The sequence below is a fragment of the Fictibacillus sp. B-59209 genome (genome assembly GCF_036216745.1).
Lineage (GTDB): Bacteria > Bacillota > Bacilli > Bacillales > Fictibacillaceae > Fictibacillus_C > Fictibacillus_C marinisediminis.
On the sequence record NZ_JARMMC010000001.1, the window covers coordinates 39,672 to 58,470 of the forward strand.

The following is an 18,799-nucleotide window of genomic DNA, read 5'->3' on the forward strand; positions in this document are numbered from 1 at the left end:
GATGGAAATCATATCACAGCTTCTTCATGACATACCCTTGCCAAAGATGATGAAAGTAAAGCAGGTCTTCCATGCCCCTGTGCTGGAAGACACAGCGGAGGAGGTTCGGAAAACCCTTAAGGATACCGGCCTTTTATCGAGAATATCTCCGGGAGACCGGGTAGCCATTGCGGTAGGAAGCCGGGGAGTTGCTGACCTTCCCATCCTTGTCAGGGAGACAGCAGCGGCGGTCGAATCCGTTGGAGGCTCTCCATTCATTGTTCCTGCCATGGGAAGCCATGGCGGAGCGACCGCTGAAGGGCAGCAGGAGGTTCTCGAACAGCTTGGTGTAACGGAAGCGTCAACAGGTGCACCTATTCTGTCGAGCATGGAAGTCGTGCAGACCGGCACTCTGCCAAACGGACTTCCGGTGTATACCGATAAACATGCCTATGAAGCAGATAAGGTCATCGTCATTAACCGGATCAAGCCTCATACTGCGTTTCGCGGTCCTGTTGAAAGCGGACTGATGAAAATGATCACGATCGGCCTTGGAAAGCAAAAAGGAGCAGAAGCCGCCCATGCCTACAGTTTTAAACACATGGCCGAGCATGTTCCAGAGATGGCCAAGATCGTCCTCTCCAAGGTTCCTGTCATTTTTGGGCTTGGAACGATTGAAAATGCCTATGACCGTCCCGCCAAAATCGTGGCGGTTCCAGCCGAAGAACTCGAACAGACGGAGCCCGGACTCTTGCTCGAAGCCAAGCAGCTTATGCCAAAGATCATGTTTGATCCGATCGATGTGCTGATCGTCGACGAGATCGGAAAAGACATTTCGGGTGACGGAATGGATCCAAACATTACAGGAAGATATGCTACCCCGTATGCTTTTGGCGGACCTAAAGTGTCCAGGATCGCCGTACTCGGCCTGACAGAGAAGACGCATGGAAATGCAAACGGGATAGGCATGGCGGACATGACGACAAGAGCATTGGTTGACAGTATCCATTGGGAAAAAGGGTATGCCAATGCCTTAACGAGTACGGTGATCAACGTCATCAAAGTGCCGATGGTTCTCGAAAGTGAGGAAATGGCGATCAAAGCGGCCATTAAAACCTGCAATGCGTATGATCTTACAAAAGCCAGGGTCGTCCGCATTAAAAATACGCTTGAATTAGAGCATATCTGGATCTCGGAAAGCCTGATGGAGGAAGCGGAGGGACAAAAGGAAATAGAAGTGCTGTCTGAACCGGCGGCAATGAATATAGCTGGCGAAAAAGGGTGATATTACTCGCTGTTTACAGCATGATGGTTTTTTCCTATACAGTGAATCTGTTTTTGGACAGCGTCATGCTTGATGAAGTGACGGGTATTCTTGCCCTGTTTTCTCTCATTCTTTCCTTTCCCAAGGCGTCAGGCTTATACAAAATCACTGGAACGGTTTTCATGGTGATCGGCTTCTCTCTGTATCTCTATTTGCAGAAGCCGCTCCTTGAGCTTCCGCATTACATGAATTCAACGGTGGTCCTGCTCGTTATCTTTTATGTTCTTCCTTTTATCAACAGTATTATTATCGTCGGGCGGTACGATAAGAGTGTCAATAAACTGCTCAAGCGGCGCGTAGGCCATCTTGGGCAGCTCTATTACAGAAGCTCTCTTGCCAGTTTTCTGCTCGGCTCTTTTTTAAATATAGCGACCATCCCGCTCGTAGAATCGGTGCTGCGGCGCAATCTTCAGAAGGTAGAAGACCATGTCAGAGACCTTTTCATCAGCCGGGCGATGCTCAGGGGATATGCCCTTTGCCTGGCATGGAGCCCGATGGAAATCCTGGTTGCGATCAGTGTGGATATCACACACTCTGACTATGTTCACTTGCTGCCGTGGCTTTTCTTGTTTTCTACGATTCTCTTATTCGTTGACTGGCTGATCGGCTTGCGGTATCGGAAGTTCCGGGTGGAGCAGTCTGCAGCGGCTGAGGACGTGCCGCTGGATGCCAGGACCGCCAAAAAGGTAGCTGTCCTTCTTCTGTATCTGAGCGTATTTATTGCAGCGGTCATTTTGGCCAAGAGATGGCTGGGCGTGAATTTTCTCATGTCTGTCGCTCTCGTGATCCTTCCCTATTCCATCATCTGGGCGCTGCTGATTAAGAGGGCTAAATCGTATGCATCTTATAGTTTAAGAGAATGGCGGCGCAGGGCCGGGTCGCAGCAAAATTACATCGTTCTGTTTTTGGCGGCCGGTTTTTTAATCAGCACCTTGAAAGAAACACCTTTTCTGGACTATCTGCAGCAGCCTTTTGCTTCCGTGCAGCATATGCCCTTTTATATGTTCGTTATGATTCAGATCATTTTTCTGGGGCTCGCCATGATTGGATTTCATCCCCTCGTGACCATCAGCATTCTGGGTGAAGCCATTCAGCCTTTGTTAGGACAGGTTAACCCTTTGAGCTTTGCGATCGTCCTTATTACATCTGGGCTGTCTACCGTTATGGCAGGGCCATATAACATTACCGTTTCCTTAACCGGAAGTTTGTTAAATCAGAATCCCTATCGCATTACATTCTGGAACATTGGCTTTGCCTTTCTATACAGCAGTGTAGGCACAATAATAGCCTTGCTGCTGCTATGAAAATAGAGCAGTGCCAAAGAAGGAGGTCATATGACAAGGATTACAGGATTTCAGCTGTATAAAGTCGCACCCCGCTGGCTGTTTTTAAAAATTGAAACAGACGAAGGTATTTCGGGCTGGGGAGAACCAATCGTTGAGGGAAAAGCGAATACAGTGGAAGCATGTGTTAATGAACTCAAGGTTTATTTTTTGGGTAAGGATCCTCGCCGTATAGAGGATCATTGGCAGGTCATGTACCGTGGGGGCTTCTACCGGGGCGGACCAGTCTTTATGAGTGCGATCTCTGGGATTGAACAGGCCTTATGGGACATCAAGGGGAAATTATATAACCTTCCTGTTTACGAAATGCTGGGCGGCAAAGCCCGTGAAAAGATTAGAGTGTATTCATGGATCGGCGGAGACAGGCCAAGTGATGTAGCGGCTGAAGCAAAAATAAAATCAGAGCAGGGCTTTACCGCTGTAAAAATGAATGCAACAGAAGAAATGGATTATATTGATTCTTTTTCAAAGGTTGAAGAAGCCATAAACCGGATAGGGGCCGTTCGTGATGCGGTAGGAAAGGATTTTGGCATCGGAATCGATTTTCATGGAAGAGTCCACAAGTCTATGGCTAAGATTCTTGCCAAAGAACTGGAACCCTACCGCCCGATGTTTATTGAAGAGCCAGTGCTGCCTGAAAACAATGAAGCGTTAAGAGAAATTGCCAGATATACCACCGTTCCTATCGCAACAGGAGAGAGGCAGTATACAAGATGGGGGTTCAAGCAGCTGCTGACAGACGGGTATGTCGACATTATTCAGCCTGACCTTTCACATGCCGGCGGTATACTGGAATGTAAAAAAATAGCTGCCATGGCTGAAGCTTATGACGTTTCTGTTGCCCCGCATTGTCCGCTTGGACCTATTGCATTGGCTTCTTCATTACAGCTGGATGCCTGTACTCCTAACGCGATCATTCAGGAACAGAGCCTGGGCATTCATTACAACGCGGGCAGTGATTTATTGGATTATCTTGTTGATCCCTCTGTATTTAAGTACGACGATGGCTTTGTCGAGATCCCTGAGGGTCCTGGTCTTGGAATTGAAGTATGTGAGGAGAGTGTGAAAGAGGCTGCTGAACGGGGTCATGAATGGAGAAACCCGGTATGGAGAAATGCAGACGGCAGTGTGGCTGAGTGGTAAAAGAAAAAAGAGGCGGTGAAAATAAAATGAAATATCCTTACATTCACAATACATATAACCCTTATCGTGACAATGTTCAGGGAAAGGCCAATGAGCCGATCTGTGTTGCAGGCCTCCTGGACCGGTCAAAGCAGATCATCGGACACTCTTATGAAGGAGAAGCGCCGGACTGGACCCTGGAGGAGATCTACAATCGTCTTCATGAGAATGCGCCGAGGATCGCTATTATTGGAGGTTCTTCAGACCATCCGGCACATATCATGGACTTTCAGACGTCTTCCAGAGCAGCTTTGCGGATATGGCAGAATGGCGGTGTTCCCTTCTATTTCTCAACCCCTGTCATGTGTGATGGAACGGCTCAAAGCAACCAGGGGATGAGCTATTCTCTTCAAAGCAGAAATGCGGTGGCGGAAATGGTAGTGAATCAGATTGAGGCACATAGCTATCATGGCGCCTTTGTTATTCAGGGCTGTGATAAACAGCCGCTTGGGGTTGTAAGCGCCCTGGCTCATCTGGACCGCATCCGTAATTACAGGGGAGAGGCTCCTTTTTTTGCGACATTCGCACCGGCTCATGTCTTGCAGGGTGGAACAATTCCTGCAGATTTATTTGAGGAGCTTGAATCAGTGGCAAAAACTGCAGAGGAAAGGGGAGCTGAGGATATTGCCTTTGATCTTCGGGATGCCATGGCCTACATCCTTCAATGCTCATCCAACACTGCCTTTCAAGGAGTGCTTCAGCGGGCGAAAGAAAGAGGGTTCATAACCCAGGCGGCCCACGATGATTACGAAAAGCGCCTTGCGGTCAATACGTGTGACGGGCTCGGCGGCGTATGCGCATTTAATGGAACAGGAAACAGCTCCCGTCATTTAGTAGCCGGGATGGGTCTGGTCCATCCAGAACTGGAGCTTCTGACCGATCCGCCTTCGCAGGAGCAGATTAATACGGCATTGGACGCACTTTCTGTCATGATCAATCAGCCGGCCTTTGGAGTTTCGAATATCTTGGCGGCAAATATCAAAAACGCGGTTCGTATTCACAGTGCTTCAGGAGGATCCACCAACCTGATGATGCATATTGTAGCGGGCATGCTGTATGGCGGCTACACGTTCAGTCTTCATGAACTGGACAGGATCCACCATGAAGTGCCGGTACCCGATTTGTTTGATTACAGCCTTACTCAGGGCAGGGATATTTTTGCCCTGGCGATGCAATGCTGCTCAGGCAACAGCCGGGGCATGGAGTCGCTGTTTTATGAACTGCTCCAGAACGGAGTTCCGATGGATGTGGATGCGCCGACTGTAACTGGAACAAGCTGGCGCGACCGGCTGGAGAAGGAAGGGAAGAGCCCGATCGAAAGGATTGCGCAGAACCCTGTCATCCTTTCTAAGCCGCGCCGCCCATACAGCGGAGTGGATGTACTGACCGGGAATTTTTTCGAAAGTGCTGTCGTGAAAATCAGCGGGATGACCACCCGGCAGCTCGATGAGTTTGATAAAAAGGCAGCTTTTGTTCTTTATTATGAAAATGAAGAGGATGCGAATCAAGGTCTGCTTGATGATGAATTGATTGAAAAGCTCCGAAAGGACCGGCTGTTTTCCCATGAAAACTTGATTGCGGTTCTGAAGCAGAACGCTCCAGAGCGTTATTCAGCTTATGCAGACCTTTCCTATGACCCATTGTTTGATGCCCTGGTGGAAGAAAGTATTTTAAAACTCGCCGTTGTCGTATCGGGTCAAGGCCCTGTGGCTTTCGGCATGCCGGAGATGTTTACTCCGATGCAGCATATTAACGCCAGCAGGAAGCTGAAAAAGCTGGCGACGCTCATCAGTGATGGACGCTACTCAGGCGTAACATATGGAGCTGCTGTCGGCCACATGACGCCTGAAGCGAAGGAAGACGGCGGGATTCTTTACCTCCAGACAGGAGATGTTCTGTTCCTCGATTTTCGAGAACGAAACATTCAGTTCATGGAGGAAGCTTCTTTTCAAAAAGGTGAGCTGGTCTTTGAGTTTGATCACATACGGCAGCATCGGAAAGCCTTGGCTGAAAGCAGGATGGCAGCAATCCGCAAACGCCAGCGGATGGTTGCGGCGAGCAATCGACTGACTAGCCATACGGATGCAGCGCACGGAGTTGTCCCGCTGCAAGTGTTTGAAGAAGCTGACCTTGATTACACCAAAGATGTAGTCTCCCTGAAACTGGCTAAACATTAAGTCCTTTTACTAAGGCTCTTTTCTAAAAGATTGTTGCTTTGGGAACATTTTTGTAAAGAGCTTCGTTGACAAGTTGATTGGAGTGGAAGGTGCGACACTCCTGCGGGACGAGCGTGACAGGTGAAACTCGCAGGCGCTTGCGCCGAGGGGTTCAGCGCACGCCCCGCGGAAAGGGAGCGGCCTGAAACGGAAATTAACCACTCCCAAAGGCAACAAAGGTTACGAAAACAGCCTTTACTAAAAACGGAAAGGTGGAATGCAGGTTGGAACAGACAAGAAACGCGATTGAGAAACTGGGGTTTCCAGGACGAGACTGTCATGAACTGCCGGATTCAACAAAAACTTTCCCTGATGGCGCACAGTATCGGGTGGAGATTCCAAGTGTGGAAGGGCCGGCTTCTTTTGAAGCAGTCGTTGAAGCTTGTGAGCAATATGAGGTGGACATTCACCGGATTTCGCAGGGAAGCGGCATCATGCTGCTGACGGATGAAGAACTCGAACAGATGTCAGCCATCGGCAAGCGGGAAAACCTTGAGGTTAGTTTGTTTGTAGGGCCGAGGGGAACGTGGGATGTATCAGCCATGCAATGGGCAAGCGCCGGAAAAATAGCCGGCCTGCGCGTTCAGGGAATGGATCAGCTCGTTTATTCCATTGAGGATATAAAGAGAGCATGCAATGCCGGAATCAGGAGCATCCTGGTGGCGGATGAAGGATTGCTTTGGCTGGTGAACGAGTTTAAGAAAATGGGTGAACTGCCGGGAGACCTTATTGTGAAGGTTTCGGTGCAGGTAGCCCAGGCTAACCCCGTTTCCATCCGGCTAATGGAACAGATTGGGGCCGGAACCTATAATGTTCCTACCGATCTCACACTGTCCAGGTTAGCTGCGATCAGGCAGGCTGTTGATCTTCCGATTGATATTTATGTAGAGGTACCGGACGATGTAGGCGGGTTTATCCGGCACTATGAAATACCAGAAATCATCCGTGTAGCAGCTCCCGTTTATATCAAATTCGGCTTGCGGAACGCACCGAACATTTATCCTTCAGGTTCCCACCTTGAATCGACCTCAATTGCTCTATCAAAAGAGCGAGTAAGAAGAGCCAAGCTCGGACTTGAAATGATTAAGCGGTATGCTCCTCATTTAAAGGTTTCAAAAAGGGGAGCAGAAGGCATTGCCACCCCAGTGCACGGTGAAAAAGTATGGACGTCGTAACGTTTGGCGAAACGATGGTGCTCTTCCATCCATCATCAGCGGTCCCTCTCCGCTTTGCGGGACAATTTGAAAAAACGATCGGAGGAGCAGAATCCAATGTTGCCATCGCTCTCTCGAGACTGGGACATCAAGCAGGATGGATAAGCAGACTGGGGAATGATGACTTTGGAATATATGTCCGGAATTTTATCAGAGGGGAAGGAGTGGACACCTCCAGAGTAGTGTTTGACCAAACAAGATCAACAGCCATTTTTTTTAAAGGAAAACGTACAGAACAAGAACCAAAGGTCTACTATTACCGTTCAGGTTCCGCGGCCAGCAGAATGTCTCCGGAAGACTTGGACGAAGACTATCTATCCAAGGCAAAGTATCTGCATGTAACGGGAATTACTCCGGCGTTAAGCGACAGCTGCCGAGATTTGGTTTTCCATGCCATTGCGATGGCAAAACGGCACGGAGTTATGGTTGTTTTTGACCCTAATATCCGGTTGAAGCTTTGGAGTAAGGAACAGGCAAAAGAAACCTTAATGGAAATCGCTTCTCGATGTGATATTGTTCTTCCAGGAATAGAAGAAGGGATTTTAATGACCGGCAAATCTCAGCCTGAAGAAGCTGCCCGGATGCTTTTGAAGAATGGGAGCAAAGCCGTTGTTGTGAAATTAGGAGCTGAAGGAGCCTATTATGATAATGGCAGTGAAAGGGGATATGTAGAAGGTTTCCCTGTTTCACGCATGGTGGATCCCATTGGGGCGGGAGACGGTTTTGCTGCAGGTTTTCTTTCGGGTCTGTTAAGAGGATGGACGTATCAGGAGGCTGTGAGGCTGGGGAATCGTGTAGGTGCCTATGCTGTAACCGTTTCTGGAGATGTGGAGGGCTACCCGTATTTTGAACAAATCATACGGGATAATGAGGAAATCCTTAGATGAGGAAAAAGGAGGCATCGCATGCTGCCAAAAGTGAAATTGCTTCAGGAATTAACGGAAAGCGGCATTATAACAGTGATACGCCGAATGCCGAGAGGACAAATCATTCCTATCGCTGAAAGTCTAGTAGACGGAGGAGTCAGTGCCATTGAAGTAACGGTCGATTCTCCAGACGCCTTCCTTGTGATAGAGGAGTTGTCTGATCAGCTGAAAGGCCGTGCGATCGTTGGGGCGGGTACGGTGATTGACAGTGAATCTGCGAGACTCGCCATTCAAAGCGGTGCAGAGTTCTTATTTAGTCCATCCTTGCATGAGGAGGTTATCCGAATGGCGCTCCGCTATGGAAAAGTGGTGATGCCGGGAGTTATGACCCCTTCAGAAATGATTCAAGCCATTGAATGGGGAGCTGATATGGTGAAGCTGTTCCCTGCCTCTGTTTTAGGTGCTCAATATGTAAAAGACGTCAAAGCTCCTTTTCCGCACGTACCAGTTGTTCCAACAGGGGGAATCCACCTTGATAATGCAGCTTCCTATATCGAGGCGGGTGCTGCTGCAGTTGGGGTAGGAGGCAGCCTCGTCCATGCTGAAGCTGTTCAAACAAAAGATTATACCCGTATTCAGCGAACCGCTGAGCAATTTGTTTCCATCGTTAATGGTGCACGCCAATCACTCTCCCTCTCTGACAATATGCGTTAATTAGAGTCTTTCCAATATGAGGTATGTTACTATTAGGAAAAAGACAAACCTACTAAACTTCTTTTAAAGGGTGATTGAAAAATGCCAATTATTCAGTCCGTAGACCGTGCACTTCGAATCCTGGATCTTTTTGATGAATATGAGACCGAATTGAAGATTACGGATATCAGTTCAAGAATGAATCTTCATAAAAGCACCGTCCATTCGCTATTAAAAACATTGCAGCACTATCGATATATTGAACAAAACCTGGAAAACGGAAAATACAAGCTTGGGATGAAGCTGTTCGAACGCGGGAACTTTGTCATTCATAATCTGGACATCCGTTCTGTCGCTAAAAAGCATTTAATGGAACTTTCAATGCAAACGGGGAACACGATCCATCTCGTTATTTTAGACGGAAAAGAAGGCGTTTACATTGATAAGGTAGAAGGTTCTGCGGCTACTATTCTATACTCCAGAATCGGGCGCAGGATTCCTGTTCACTGCAGTGCTGTCGGAAAAGCGCTCGTCGCTTTTAAAGGCCAGGACGAGCTGGCATCTATCCTGAAAGATTATGAGTACATCAGCCAGACTCCTAAAACGATTACGAATGAAAAAGATTTCCTGGAAGAGCTGGTTAAAGTAAAAGAAGAAGGCTATGCCGTCGATAACCAGGAAAATGAACCAGGAGTATCCTGCATTGCCGTACCGGTCAGGGATCACTCGGGGAACGTCATTGCCGCTATCAGCATGTCACAGCCGGTTCACCGGATCAATAAAAAAACGGTAAACGAGGTTGTCAGTATGCTGAAGGATACGGCAGATAAAATCTCACATGAGCTCGGGTTCGGTGTAAAAGCCTCTTCCAGCTGATCCTGTCGGCACTCCGTATTGCAGGAGTGTGCCTAATAACGAGAACAAGGTTTTATAATATAAAACAAAAGGAGAGCGACCAATGCGAATTTTACGTTACGAAAGAGAAAAAGGGACTTACACTCTGGCGGCGCTGGCAAGTGATGAAAGAATCTATGATCTCCCTTATCCTGACTTTATGGATTTGATCTATGCCTCTGAACAATCAGGGAAAACTCCGCTTCACTATGTTCAAGATCTGATCGCAGGGCAGGAGCCGATCGAAGAAACACTGGAGCAGCTCCAGCTGGCCGTTCCGATTACGGCACCGGAAGTATGGGCATCTGGTGTGACGTATGAGAAGAGCAAGGACGCCAGAAATTATGAAGCCACCGCAGGAAAATTGGATGCAGACACGTTTTACGACAAAGTATACGAAGCAGAACGCCCGGAAATCTTCTTTAAGTCAACGGCAGCAAGAACGGTTGGCCCTGGACAGCCCGTCTATTTGCGCAGTGATTCCGACTGGCAGATTCCTGAACCGGAGCTTGGGCTTGTGCTGAGCAAGAGCGGAAAGGTGCTCGGGTATACGGCGGGGAACGATATGAGCTGCCGTGACATCGAGGGTGAAAATCCTCTGTATTTACCCCAGGCCAAGGTTTGGAAGCATTCGTGTGCCATCGGTCCGGTCATCTTACTGGCTGATGCGGTAGACGATCCGTATTCCTTTGATCTCGCGTGCCGGATCTACAGGGCGGAGGAAAGAATAGTGGATGGAACGGCGAATACGAAGCAGCTGAAGAGACGATTTGATGAGCTGGTAGAGTTTCTTGCCCGTGACAACGACTTGTTTGACGGAACGGTTTTACTGACAGGTACATGCATTGTGCCTCCTAACGACTTTACCTTAAAGGACGGCGACCGGATTGAGATTGAGATTTCTTCGATCGGTGTTTTGAACAACCCGGTGAAAAAGCAGGAAAGCAAGATTGCAGCAGCTCGCTAAACCTTAAAAAGACTGAATTTTCAGGGAGGTCCCATTTGGTAATTGGCGTGTATTTCAATGAGAGTGGGGCGTATTTTTCCCATAGCAGCGCGTAAATACCATGAACCCGCGCGTAAAGAGTTCCAGCGCTTAGCCGGGGCTTGCGTTTTTCTTAAAAGGAGGTATATGGCTATGAACTATAAAACGATCATGATGAAGCCGCTTGATCATGTGGCGATCGCCTTAATGGATCTTCCGCAAGGGGCACTGCTCCATGTCCGATGTGAAGACAAAGAACAAGAGGTGGAACTGAAACACGACATTCGTTTTGGCCACAAATTCGCGGTAAAGGCCATTGGACAAGGCGAGGAGATCTTGAAATACGGCGAAGTCATTGGCCGGGCGGTTGCTGATATTGGAATAGGAGAGCATGTTCACGTTCATAATCTGGAAGGCATAAGAGGAAGGGGAGATAAAGTTGAATCCGGAGCTTAACACGGACCTGCTTGGATACAGGCGGCCGGACGGGAAAGTAGGCGTGCGCAATCATGTGCTGATCTTGCCTACGATTACGTGCGCCACCCAGGCGGCAAAACAAATTACGGAACTGGTGCAGGGAACAGTGAGCTTTATCCATCAGCACGGCTGTGCACAGGTGGGGGAGGATTATGATCAGACGTTTCGCACGTATGTCGGGATGGGGCTGAACCCGAACGTTTATGGTGTGGTGGTTCTTGGACTTGGCTGTGAGACCCATCAGGCAAGAAGTGTTGCCGGCGAAATTGCCAAGAGCGGCAAACCGGTGGAGGTTGTTTCCATTCAGGATCATGGCGGAACTTTGATGACGATCGCTGAGGGAGCAAGGGCAGCGGCAAAAATGGTTCAGGACGCCTCCGCACAGCGCAGGGAACCCTTTGATTTCAGTGAATTGATCATCGGCACCGAGTGCGGAGGATCGGACGCCTGCTCCGGCCTTTCAGCAAACCCTGCAGTTGGGGTGGTCAGTGACCTCGTTGTGGATGCCGGCGGAACAGCCATTCTGGCAGAGACGACCGAACTGATCGGGGCGGAACATTTATTGGCGAAAAGAGCCGTAAATGAAAAGGTAGCCAAGCGGGTGTATGAAGTGATTGAAAAGATGGAAAGCAGAGCCATCCTTATGGGAGTCGATATCCGAACCGGTAATCCCAGTCCCGGAAACATTGAAGGCGGCCTCAGTTCACTTGAAGAAAAGTCACTTGGCGCGTCCAATAAATCCGGCAGCAGGCCACTTCAGGAACTCATTGATTATGCAGAGTACCCGACAAAAAAGGGTCTTGTTTGGATGGATACCCCCGGACATGACATTGAGCAGCTGACAGGAATGGTCGCTGGAGGAGCACAGGTCGTTCTTTTTACGAGCGGACGCGGCACGCCGACAGGATCGCCGATTGCTCCAGTTATTAAGATTTCAACGAACACTGCCATGTTTGAAAAGATGAGGGACAACATGGACCTTAATGCCGGAACCATCATTGAAGGAGAAGAAACGATTCAAGCGGCCGGCAGACGGATTTTTGACGAGATCAAAGAGGTATCTTCAGGGAAACTGACAAAATCGGAAGTGCTGAAACAGCATGACTTTGGTATTTGGAGAATCGGGCCGACGTTTTAATAGGGCTGCTAGTCAATGGTGTTGTTTTTAGGAGGGGGTGATTGAACCGCCTTCTGAAAAGCAGAAGGGTTAAAGCAAGCTTTTTCCCATCTGCTTTTCAAGCGATTCATTTCAAGCATCAGTATGCGATGTCCAAAATATAAGAAATTCAGCTACATGTTTTAACCAAGCCTGAATAATAAAAGGGAGAGATGAACAATGACGGTACAAACACAAGTGAAAACCTTTCTGAACTATGTGAACGGTGAATGGGTGGAAGCGTCCACGAATGAAACGATCCCTTGCATCAACCCCGCCAATAAAAATGAAACAGTAGGCCGCGTTCAGCGTTCGGGGCAGGAAGATGTCGATCAAGCCGTAGCTGCTGCTAAACGCGCACAAGCGGCGTGGAAGAAGCTTTCCGGAGCGGCACGCGGAGAATTCCTGTATAAAGCCGCAAGCATCATGGAAAGCCGGGCGGATGAAATCGCAGAGACGATGACGAACGAGATGGGAAAAACCCTAGCTGAGGCAAAAGGGGAAACGTTAAGGGGCGTTGCCATCCTTCGCTATTATGCAGGCGAAGGGATGCGCAAGACCGGTGATGTAATTCCTTCTAGCGACAGTGAAGCACTCATGTTTACGACGAGAGTGCCTCTCGGAGTTGTTGGCGTCATCTCGCCTTGGAACTTCCCGGTCGCAATTCCCATTTGGAAAATGGCGCCTGGCCTCATCTACGGAAACGCGATTGTAATTAAACCGGCACAAGAAGCAGCTGTCACCGCCGTTAAGGTCATCGAATGCCTCGCTGAAGCGGGAATTCCTGCCGGAGTTGTAAACATGGTGACAGGCACCGGCTCTGTGGTCGGACAGGCGATCGTGGATCACCCTGATGTGAATGGAATTACTTTTACCGGTTCGAATGCTACAGGAAAAGCGATCGGACAGGCCGCGCTCTCACGCGGAGCCAAATATCAGCTTGAAATGGGCGGAAAGAACCCGGTTATTATTGCAGCAGATGCAGACCTTGATCTTGCCGTAGACGGTACGATCAGCGGAGGACTTCGCTCAACGGGGCAAAAATGCACAGCGACGAGCAGGGTCATCATCCACGAGGATGTCTACGAATCTTTCAAAGAAAAATTACTGGCTAAAGTTAGAGAGCTCAAGGTGGGTCCTGGACTTGACGGAGAAACATGGATGGGCCCTTGTGCGAGCGAAAAACAGCTTGAAACCGTATTGTCATATATTGAAAAAGGACAGGCAGAAGGGGCTTCGCTCGTTTATGGCGGACGTCAGCTTACCGAAGCTGATACAAAAGACGGCTTTTATGTGGAACCGGCTATCTTTGAAAATGTAGAGACGGGCATGGCCATCTCTCAGGAAGAAATCTTTGGACCTGTACTTGCATTAATTAAAGTAAGTACGCTGGAAGAAGCGATCGAGCTTGCGAACGATGTGGAATATGGCTTAAGTGCTTCCATCTACACGACCAACATCAGCCACATGCTCTCTTTCATCAATGATATGGATGCGGGTCTTGTACGGATTAACGCAGAAACGGCTGGTGTGGAACTGCAGGCGCCATTCGGCGGCATGAAGCAGTCAAGCTCTCATTCCAGAGAACAAGGACAGGCAGCCATTGAATTCTACACATCAATCAAAACCGTGTTTGTCAAAGGATAATAAAGATTGGGCTGTCCAAGAAGTCTGTNNGTCAATTTTCGACTTTCTGGAAAGCCCCCTATTTCATTTAAAAAGGAGCATTGCAAATGAAAACATTAACGTTTAAAAAGGATGGAGAATGGACGCTTGGGGTTAAAACCGAGGGGGGCATATTGGACGTAAAGGAAGCCGTGCGTTTGAGGATGGCGGATACTGAAGGCATTCCAGTTACCGTTGATGAGCTGATTTTACAGGGAGAAAAGGGGAAAGAGGCTCTTCAAAGACTGGCAGATACGGAGCTTGCGTCTCGTGAAGGCGTGTTTTATCCCGAGGATTCCCTTACGCTCGGCCCTTGTGTCGTTTCTCCGCAGAAGATCATTTGTGTCGGACTAAATTATAAAAAGCACGCCGAAGAGTCCAACATGGCATTGCCTGAAACACCTATCCTTTTCAGTAAGTTCAGCAACGCCCTGGCGGGACATCTTCAGGAAGTGAAAATACCAGAGCGCTCTCTTCAGGTAGATTACGAAGTTGAACTGGGCCTGGTGATTGGGAAAACAGCCAGTAAGGTGGAAGTGGACGAAGCGAGAAATTATGTTTATGGCTATTGCACGGCCAATGACCTGTCGGCAAGGGATCTTCAGTTTAAAACAGGACAATGGCTGCTCGGTAAAACGTGTGATGGCTTCAGTCCAGCCGGGCCTTATCTTGTGAGCAGTGATGAGATAGAGGATCCTAATCAATTAGGGTTGAAAACAGTCTTAAATGGAACGGTACGCCAAGATTCCAATACGGCTGATATGGTTTTTTCCTGTGAAGAGATCATCAGCTATGTTTCACAGCATATGACCCTCTATCCCGGCGATCTTATTTTAACGGGTACCCCTGAAGGCGTGATTATGGGTGAACCGGATGGCGAAAGATTCTGGCTCAAGGACGGAGATGAGGTTACCGTGGAGGTAGAAGGGCTTGGTAAATTAACGACAATTATGAGAAAATAAGCAAAAAAGAGAATAGGAGATTACATATGGAGTTTACAACCATTTTAGTCATGGCGCTGCTGCTCGGATTAAAGCATGCCCTTGATCCGGACCACATTGTGGCGGTGACGACGATCGTCAGTGAAAAGAAGAAAGCCCGGTTTTCCGCACTTATTGGTGCCTGGTGGGGTGTCGGGCATATGACGACCATCCTTGTGATTGGCAGCGCTATTATTTATTTCAACCTCCTAATCTCTCATTCTGTTGAAAAGCTCCTTGAGGGCATTGTAGGCGTCATGATCATTTACCTCGGAGTAAAGGCGTTCTACTCTTTGAGCTTGGGAAAGACACATGAACATGCTGCATCCCGTGAAAAAAACAGATGGATGCTGAGGCCGCTTATTGTTGGTTTATTGCATGGCCTTGCAGGGAGTACCGGTGTCGCTTATTTATTCCTGAGCACGATTGAGGACAAGTATATGGGCTTTTTGTATCTACTTGTTTTTGGTGCCGGAACACTCTTTAGCATGGTGCTCGCTACACTGCTGATCGGCATGCCTTATTCCTGGGCTTCAGACCATAAGAAGCTTAATCTGTTATTAACGCGAAGCACCGGTATACTGAGCGTCATCTTTGGAATCTATTATCTCTGTGAGATCCTGTTCCTTTCTTAAAAGGGCGGGATTTTTTTATTTGTTTTGGCTGATCGCGATGGATTTCGCCTCGTCATAAATCAGTTGCAGAGGGAGGTTGTGCTTTTCAGCAAGAGCCCTGCACTCCTCAAATTCGGGTGAAAACTTAATACGCTCTCCTTGATAGATTCCGATCTTGACAGAAACCTCTCCCCATTGTGTTTTTGCTTTGCAGAATTCCCTTCCGAGACGGTGGCAGGATACTGGAAAAAATCGAAGGCCAAAGCTGGTCGTTTCTCTAAAAATGATCTTCTCCAGTTTTTGCTGTTTGGTTGGGGAGGTAAGCACAGACAGTTTATACGCCGGGCGGTTTTTTTTCATATAGATGGACGTATAATACACATCATTGGCACCGGCAGCGAGCAGTTGATCCATCGTATAAGCGAGAACTTCACTGCTGCAGTCATCTAGATTCACTTCGATCATGACCATTTCGTGATCGAGCTGTTCATGAGCGTGCTGGGACGAAAAATTATTCATATGGCCTGGCTCCTTTTCTCTATGTACTGTTGTTTTCATTATAGCAATTAAACGACTGTTTAATAAAAGTATGTGGTCATGTTCTGGCAGGATAAGGTATGATGAGAAGGGATAAATGAAAGCGTTAACAGGATAAAGGGGGATTCTGCATGCTGAACAAAAATGATCAGCCAGATGTGAATGCAACAAGCACGGAGACGAACATCCATACGGATTTTAAAAATAATATGACGTACGGCGAATATTTACAGCTTGATAAAATCTTATCGGCACAGCGCCGGCTGTCCGGCCATCATGACGAGGTGCTGTTCATCGTTATTCACCAGGTGAGCGAGCTGTGGATGAAGCTCATTCTGCACGAAATGCACTCGGCGATTGAATCGATCACGAACGATGACTTGTCCAGTGCGTTCAAAAAGCTGGCAAGAGTATCAAAAACCCAGTCGCAGATCATTCAGGCGTGGGACGTGCTTTCCACAATGACACCTTCAGAGTACATGGAGTTCCGTGATTCGCTTGGCCAGGCGTCCGGCTTCCAGTCGTATCAATATCGGATGATCGAGTTCGCACTCGGTTATAAGACGCCGCATGTGCTGAAGATCTATGAAAAGGATCCTGAGCTGTTAGTTGAGTTGAAGAAGGCTTATGAAGCTCCGGGATTGTATGATGTGGCGATTCGGGCGCTGAACAAAGCGGGATTGGCGATTGATGAGGAAGTGCTGAATCGTGACCTGACGCGCACGTATCAAGAGAATGACTCGGTCCATCAGGCATGGATCACCGTCTACCGTAATCCAAATCAATATTGGGATCTGTACGAGCTCGCTGAGAAACTCGTAGATATTGAAGACTGGCTTCAGCAATGGCGATTCCGCCACATGAAGACGGTTGAGAGAATCATAGGGTTTAAGATGGGCACTGGCGGTTCATCTGGTGTCGGTTATTTGAAGAAGGTGCTCGACCAGCGGTTCTTCCCGGAACTGTGGGATATTCGTACGGAGTTGTAGGAGTTTGGGGAGAATTGAAGGAGAAATGAGGTGCCTCAGAGAGGTCGGAATTCAGTGCCGCCAGTAAATATCGCTTATGCGCCAGCAATTTTGGTGAACGCGCCAGTAAATATCGCATATACGCCAGTACTTTCCTTGACTGCGCCAGTAAAAAGTCCAAACGCGCCAGTAAGCCTAAAAAAATAAATTGGCCACTCTTCTCAGAAGAGAGGCCTTCTCTAAAATTATGTAAAAGGATGTGATTGATTTGATTGTAAAGGAGCTAAAAGTACCGCTGATTATAAGAAAGTTAGAGGCTTTACTTCGAAGATTGCCATCCAATCATCCTCAACGAAGTGAGATCGAACGGCAGCTGGCCAGGAGAATGGCTGGATATCGAGGAGAGCGGTCTGTAGAATATTCATTAAGTTATCTGCCCCCAAATAAGTATATTATTTTGTTTGATCTTAGACTTTATGATGGCTCTCATTTTTTTCAAATAGACACCCTTCTGATCTCCCCGCATTTCCTTCTTATTTTAGAAGTAAAGAACTTCTCTGGTACTCTCCAGTTTGATCAGGAATTTAAACAGCTTATACGAACTTCAATGGATAAAGAGGAAGCATTTCCTGACCCGATCCTTCAGGTTGCACGTCATAAAACCCAGCTTCAAACATGGCTTTCCTCCATGGGATTTCGCCACCAAATCCCTATTGAAACCATCGTTGTAGTAAGCAGCCCGCATACCCTCATCAGATCTTCCTCAACTGGAGTCTCACGAAAAGTTACTCACCTTTCTAACCTCATTGAACTCATTAAAGATCTTGAAAAACGATACAAAAAGGATGCTGTCACGGAAACAGAAATTCAGTATTTAACAAATCTGCTTATCAAAAATGAATATCCGCATGACGCCGATATCCTTAACCGCTTTCAAATTTCCTATCAGGAGATTCTCAAAGGTATACTATGCCCTGTCTGCTTGAGCTTTTCCATGTCCAGGTCCAGACAAGGATGGAAATGTATGAATTGTGATCATTATGACAAATTAATGCATTATACCGCGCTTGAAGATTATTTCCTTTTATTAGGATCTGAGATTACGAATAGAAAACTAAAAGAGTTTCTTCAATTATCCTCTACAAGTGCTGCAAAACGGTTACTTTTGTCCCTTAACGTTCCGCATTCAGGAAGCTTTAAAGATAGGAAATATTATTTGTCACTCCCTTTATGAAAGGGCATTCCCTGCTTAAAAACTGCCGGATCCACATTAAAATGCCTGGAAACGACCTTTTGGAAGAACGCGGACTCACGCCTGATGGAGGGAAGGGTGGGGACAGGTTTTGGAACGCCGAAAATGGGTCCGCTGACGTTGATGGTGAAGCGCGCGGAACCGATGAAGCTTCCGGTCACACGGATCTGGTCGGCAATCAGGAGGATGGCGAGGCCGATGTCAATCACATCAATAAGAGTGGTGGCAGCCTGGTTGCCATTAATACCCTCCAGGCGTGTGTCTCCGGTTAATGGCCCCGCTAAAGATGGGCGAAAACCACCTGGTGTTACGAATACCCCGATGATCGTAATTTGTCCAGTCAGCAGCAAGGCCGCTGTTGCCAAATTCAATCCCCGCTGAAGCGCCCCTATAATTTGCAGCTCGTTTTCAATCTGTTCAGCTGTTTTCCCCATGTCGTCACACCTCACCCACT

18 protein-coding genes are annotated in these 18,799 nt (G+C 47.9%); 16 read left to right on the forward strand and 2 right to left on the reverse strand.

What is annotated here, in order from left to right; all coding sequences use genetic code 11:
* The first annotated feature begins 1 nt into the window (after window position 1).
* From P4361_RS00195 to P4361_RS00260, 14 genes are all read left to right on the forward strand, one after another.
* Complete coding sequence (locus P4361_RS00195; RefSeq protein WP_328087683.1) at window positions 2-1,264, forward strand: lactate racemase domain-containing protein; 1,263 nt, start codon at window positions 2-4, stop codon at window positions 1,262-1,264.
* On the forward strand, window positions 1,261-2,607 hold the full coding sequence (locus tag P4361_RS00200; protein WP_328087685.1) for a hypothetical protein: 1,347 nt from the start codon (window positions 1,261-1,263) through the stop codon (window positions 2,605-2,607). The genes P4361_RS00195 and P4361_RS00200 overlap by 4 nt, the downstream gene beginning before the upstream one ends.
* A 30-nt stretch (window positions 2,608-2,637) precedes the next feature.
* Window positions 2,638-3,789 (forward strand): galactonate dehydratase, encoded by a 1,152-nt coding sequence (dgoD, locus tag P4361_RS00205; RefSeq protein ID WP_328087687.1) that lies wholly within the window; start codon window positions 2,638-2,640, stop codon window positions 3,787-3,789.
* Window positions 3,790-3,815: 26 nt separating this feature from the next.
* Entirely contained in the window at window positions 3,816-6,005 is a 2,190-nt protein-coding gene (locus P4361_RS00210) for a dihydroxy-acid dehydratase (protein ID WP_328087688.1), read from the forward strand.
* A gap of 263 nt (window positions 6,006-6,268) precedes the next feature.
* Window positions 6,269-7,219 carry a U32 family peptidase gene (locus P4361_RS00215; RefSeq protein ID WP_053356817.1) on the forward strand — a complete coding sequence of 317 codons (951 nt, stop codon included), beginning with the start codon at window positions 6,269-6,271 and terminating at the stop codon, window positions 7,217-7,219.
* Window positions 7,207-8,145, forward strand: a complete 939-nt coding sequence (locus P4361_RS00220; RefSeq protein WP_328087689.1) for a sugar kinase — start codon at window positions 7,207-7,209, stop codon at window positions 8,143-8,145. Before P4361_RS00215 ends, P4361_RS00220 begins: the two co-directional genes overlap by 13 nt.
* An 18-nt stretch (window positions 8,146-8,163) precedes the next feature.
* Entirely contained in the window at window positions 8,164-8,838 is a 675-nt protein-coding gene (locus tag P4361_RS00225) for a bifunctional 4-hydroxy-2-oxoglutarate aldolase/2-dehydro-3-deoxy-phosphogluconate aldolase (RefSeq protein WP_328087690.1), read from the forward strand.
* 81 nt (window positions 8,839-8,919) lie between these two features.
* Window positions 8,920-9,693, forward strand: coding sequence for an IclR family transcriptional regulator (locus tag P4361_RS00230; RefSeq protein ID WP_062237503.1), 774 nt, complete (start codon window positions 8,920-8,922; stop codon window positions 9,691-9,693).
* An 82-nt stretch (window positions 9,694-9,775) separates the two neighbouring features.
* Window positions 9,776-10,678, forward strand: a complete 903-nt coding sequence (locus P4361_RS00235) for a fumarylacetoacetate hydrolase family protein (RefSeq protein WP_328087692.1) — start codon at window positions 9,776-9,778, stop codon at window positions 10,676-10,678.
* Window positions 10,679-10,843: 165 nt separating this feature from the next.
* Window positions 10,844-11,152 (forward strand): UxaA family hydrolase, encoded by a 309-nt coding sequence (locus P4361_RS00240; protein WP_425590209.1) that lies wholly within the window; start codon window positions 10,844-10,846, stop codon window positions 11,150-11,152.
* Window positions 11,136-12,311 (forward strand): UxaA family hydrolase, encoded by a 1,176-nt coding sequence (locus P4361_RS00245; RefSeq protein ID WP_328087694.1) that lies wholly within the window; start codon window positions 11,136-11,138, stop codon window positions 12,309-12,311. The genes P4361_RS00240 and P4361_RS00245 overlap by 17 nt, the downstream gene beginning before the upstream one ends.
* A gap of 198 nt (window positions 12,312-12,509) precedes the next feature.
* On the forward strand, window positions 12,510-13,976 hold the full coding sequence (gene gucD, locus P4361_RS00250) for an alpha-ketoglutaric semialdehyde dehydrogenase GucD (RefSeq protein ID WP_328087695.1): 1,467 nt from the start codon (window positions 12,510-12,512) through the stop codon (window positions 13,974-13,976).
* An 86-nt stretch (window positions 13,977-14,062) separates the two neighbouring features.
* Complete coding sequence (locus P4361_RS00255; protein WP_328087696.1) at window positions 14,063-14,956, forward strand: fumarylacetoacetate hydrolase family protein; 894 nt, start codon at window positions 14,063-14,065, stop codon at window positions 14,954-14,956.
* 26 nt (window positions 14,957-14,982) lie between these two features.
* Complete coding sequence (locus P4361_RS00260; protein ID WP_328087698.1) at window positions 14,983-15,609, forward strand: sulfite exporter TauE/SafE family protein; 627 nt, start codon at window positions 14,983-14,985, stop codon at window positions 15,607-15,609.
* A 15-nt stretch (window positions 15,610-15,624) separates the two neighbouring features.
* Here the strand turns inward: P4361_RS00260 and larC are convergent, their stop codons facing one another.
* Window positions 15,625-16,107, reverse strand: coding sequence for a nickel insertion protein (gene larC / locus P4361_RS00265; RefSeq protein ID WP_328087701.1), 483 nt, complete (start codon window positions 16,105-16,107; stop codon window positions 15,625-15,627).
* A 149-nt stretch (window positions 16,108-16,256) separates the two neighbouring features.
* Here larC and kynA point away from each other — a divergent pair, with 149 nt between their 5' ends.
* Window positions 16,257-17,114 (forward strand): tryptophan 2,3-dioxygenase, encoded by an 858-nt coding sequence (gene kynA / locus P4361_RS00270; RefSeq protein ID WP_328087702.1) that lies wholly within the window; start codon window positions 16,257-16,259, stop codon window positions 17,112-17,114.
* Between the two features lie 247 nt (window positions 17,115-17,361).
* On the forward strand, window positions 17,362-18,327 hold the full coding sequence (locus P4361_RS00275; RefSeq protein ID WP_328087704.1) for a nuclease-related domain-containing protein: 966 nt from the start codon (window positions 17,362-17,364) through the stop codon (window positions 18,325-18,327).
* On the opposite strand, the gene P4361_RS00280 is transcribed toward P4361_RS00275, so the two are convergent.
* Window positions 18,306-18,779, reverse strand: coding sequence for a hypothetical protein (locus P4361_RS00280; RefSeq protein ID WP_062237521.1), 474 nt, complete (start codon window positions 18,777-18,779; stop codon window positions 18,306-18,308). The two genes, P4361_RS00275 and P4361_RS00280, sit on opposite strands and share 22 nt — an antisense overlap.
* Window positions 18,780-18,799 lie beyond the last annotated feature (20 nt).

Excerpts from the sequence above, each read along its gene's own strand:
- gucD (WP_328087695.1), top strand. The coding sequence starts at position 12,510 with ATGACGGTACAAACACAAGTGAAAACCTTTCTGAACTATGTGAACGGT.
- P4361_RS00220 (WP_328087689.1), top strand. The coding sequence starts at position 7,207 with ATGGACGTCGTAACGTTTGGCGAAACGATGGTGCTCTTCCATCCATCA.
- P4361_RS00260 (WP_328087698.1), top strand. The coding sequence starts at position 14,983 with ATGGAGTTTACAACCATTTTAGTCATGGCGCTGCTGCTCGGATTAAAG.
- dgoD (WP_328087687.1), top strand. The coding sequence starts at position 2,638 with ATGACAAGGATTACAGGATTTCAGCTGTATAAAGTCGCACCCCGCTGG.
- P4361_RS00230 (WP_062237503.1), top strand. The coding sequence starts at position 8,920 with ATGCCAATTATTCAGTCCGTAGACCGTGCACTTCGAATCCTGGATCTT.
- P4361_RS00195 (WP_328087683.1), top strand. The coding sequence starts at position 2 with ATGGAAATCATATCACAGCTTCTTCATGACATACCCTTGCCAAAGATG.
- kynA (WP_328087702.1), top strand. The coding sequence starts at position 16,257 with ATGCTGAACAAAAATGATCAGCCAGATGTGAATGCAACAAGCACGGAG.
- larC (WP_328087701.1), bottom strand. The coding sequence starts at position 16,107 with ATGAATAATTTTTCGTCCCAGCACGCTCATGAACAGCTCGATCACGAA.
- P4361_RS00210 (WP_328087688.1), top strand. The coding sequence starts at position 3,816 with ATGAAATATCCTTACATTCACAATACATATAACCCTTATCGTGACAAT.
- P4361_RS00255 (WP_328087696.1), top strand. The coding sequence starts at position 14,063 with ATGAAAACATTAACGTTTAAAAAGGATGGAGAATGGACGCTTGGGGTT.
- P4361_RS00235 (WP_328087692.1), top strand. The coding sequence starts at position 9,776 with ATGCGAATTTTACGTTACGAAAGAGAAAAAGGGACTTACACTCTGGCG.
- P4361_RS00240 (WP_425590209.1), top strand. The coding sequence starts at position 10,844 with ATGGCTATGAACTATAAAACGATCATGATGAAGCCGCTTGATCATGTG.
- P4361_RS00225 (WP_328087690.1), top strand. The coding sequence starts at position 8,164 with ATGCTGCCAAAAGTGAAATTGCTTCAGGAATTAACGGAAAGCGGCATT.
- P4361_RS00280 (WP_062237521.1), bottom strand. The coding sequence starts at position 18,779 with ATGGGGAAAACAGCTGAACAGATTGAAAACGAGCTGCAAATTATAGGG.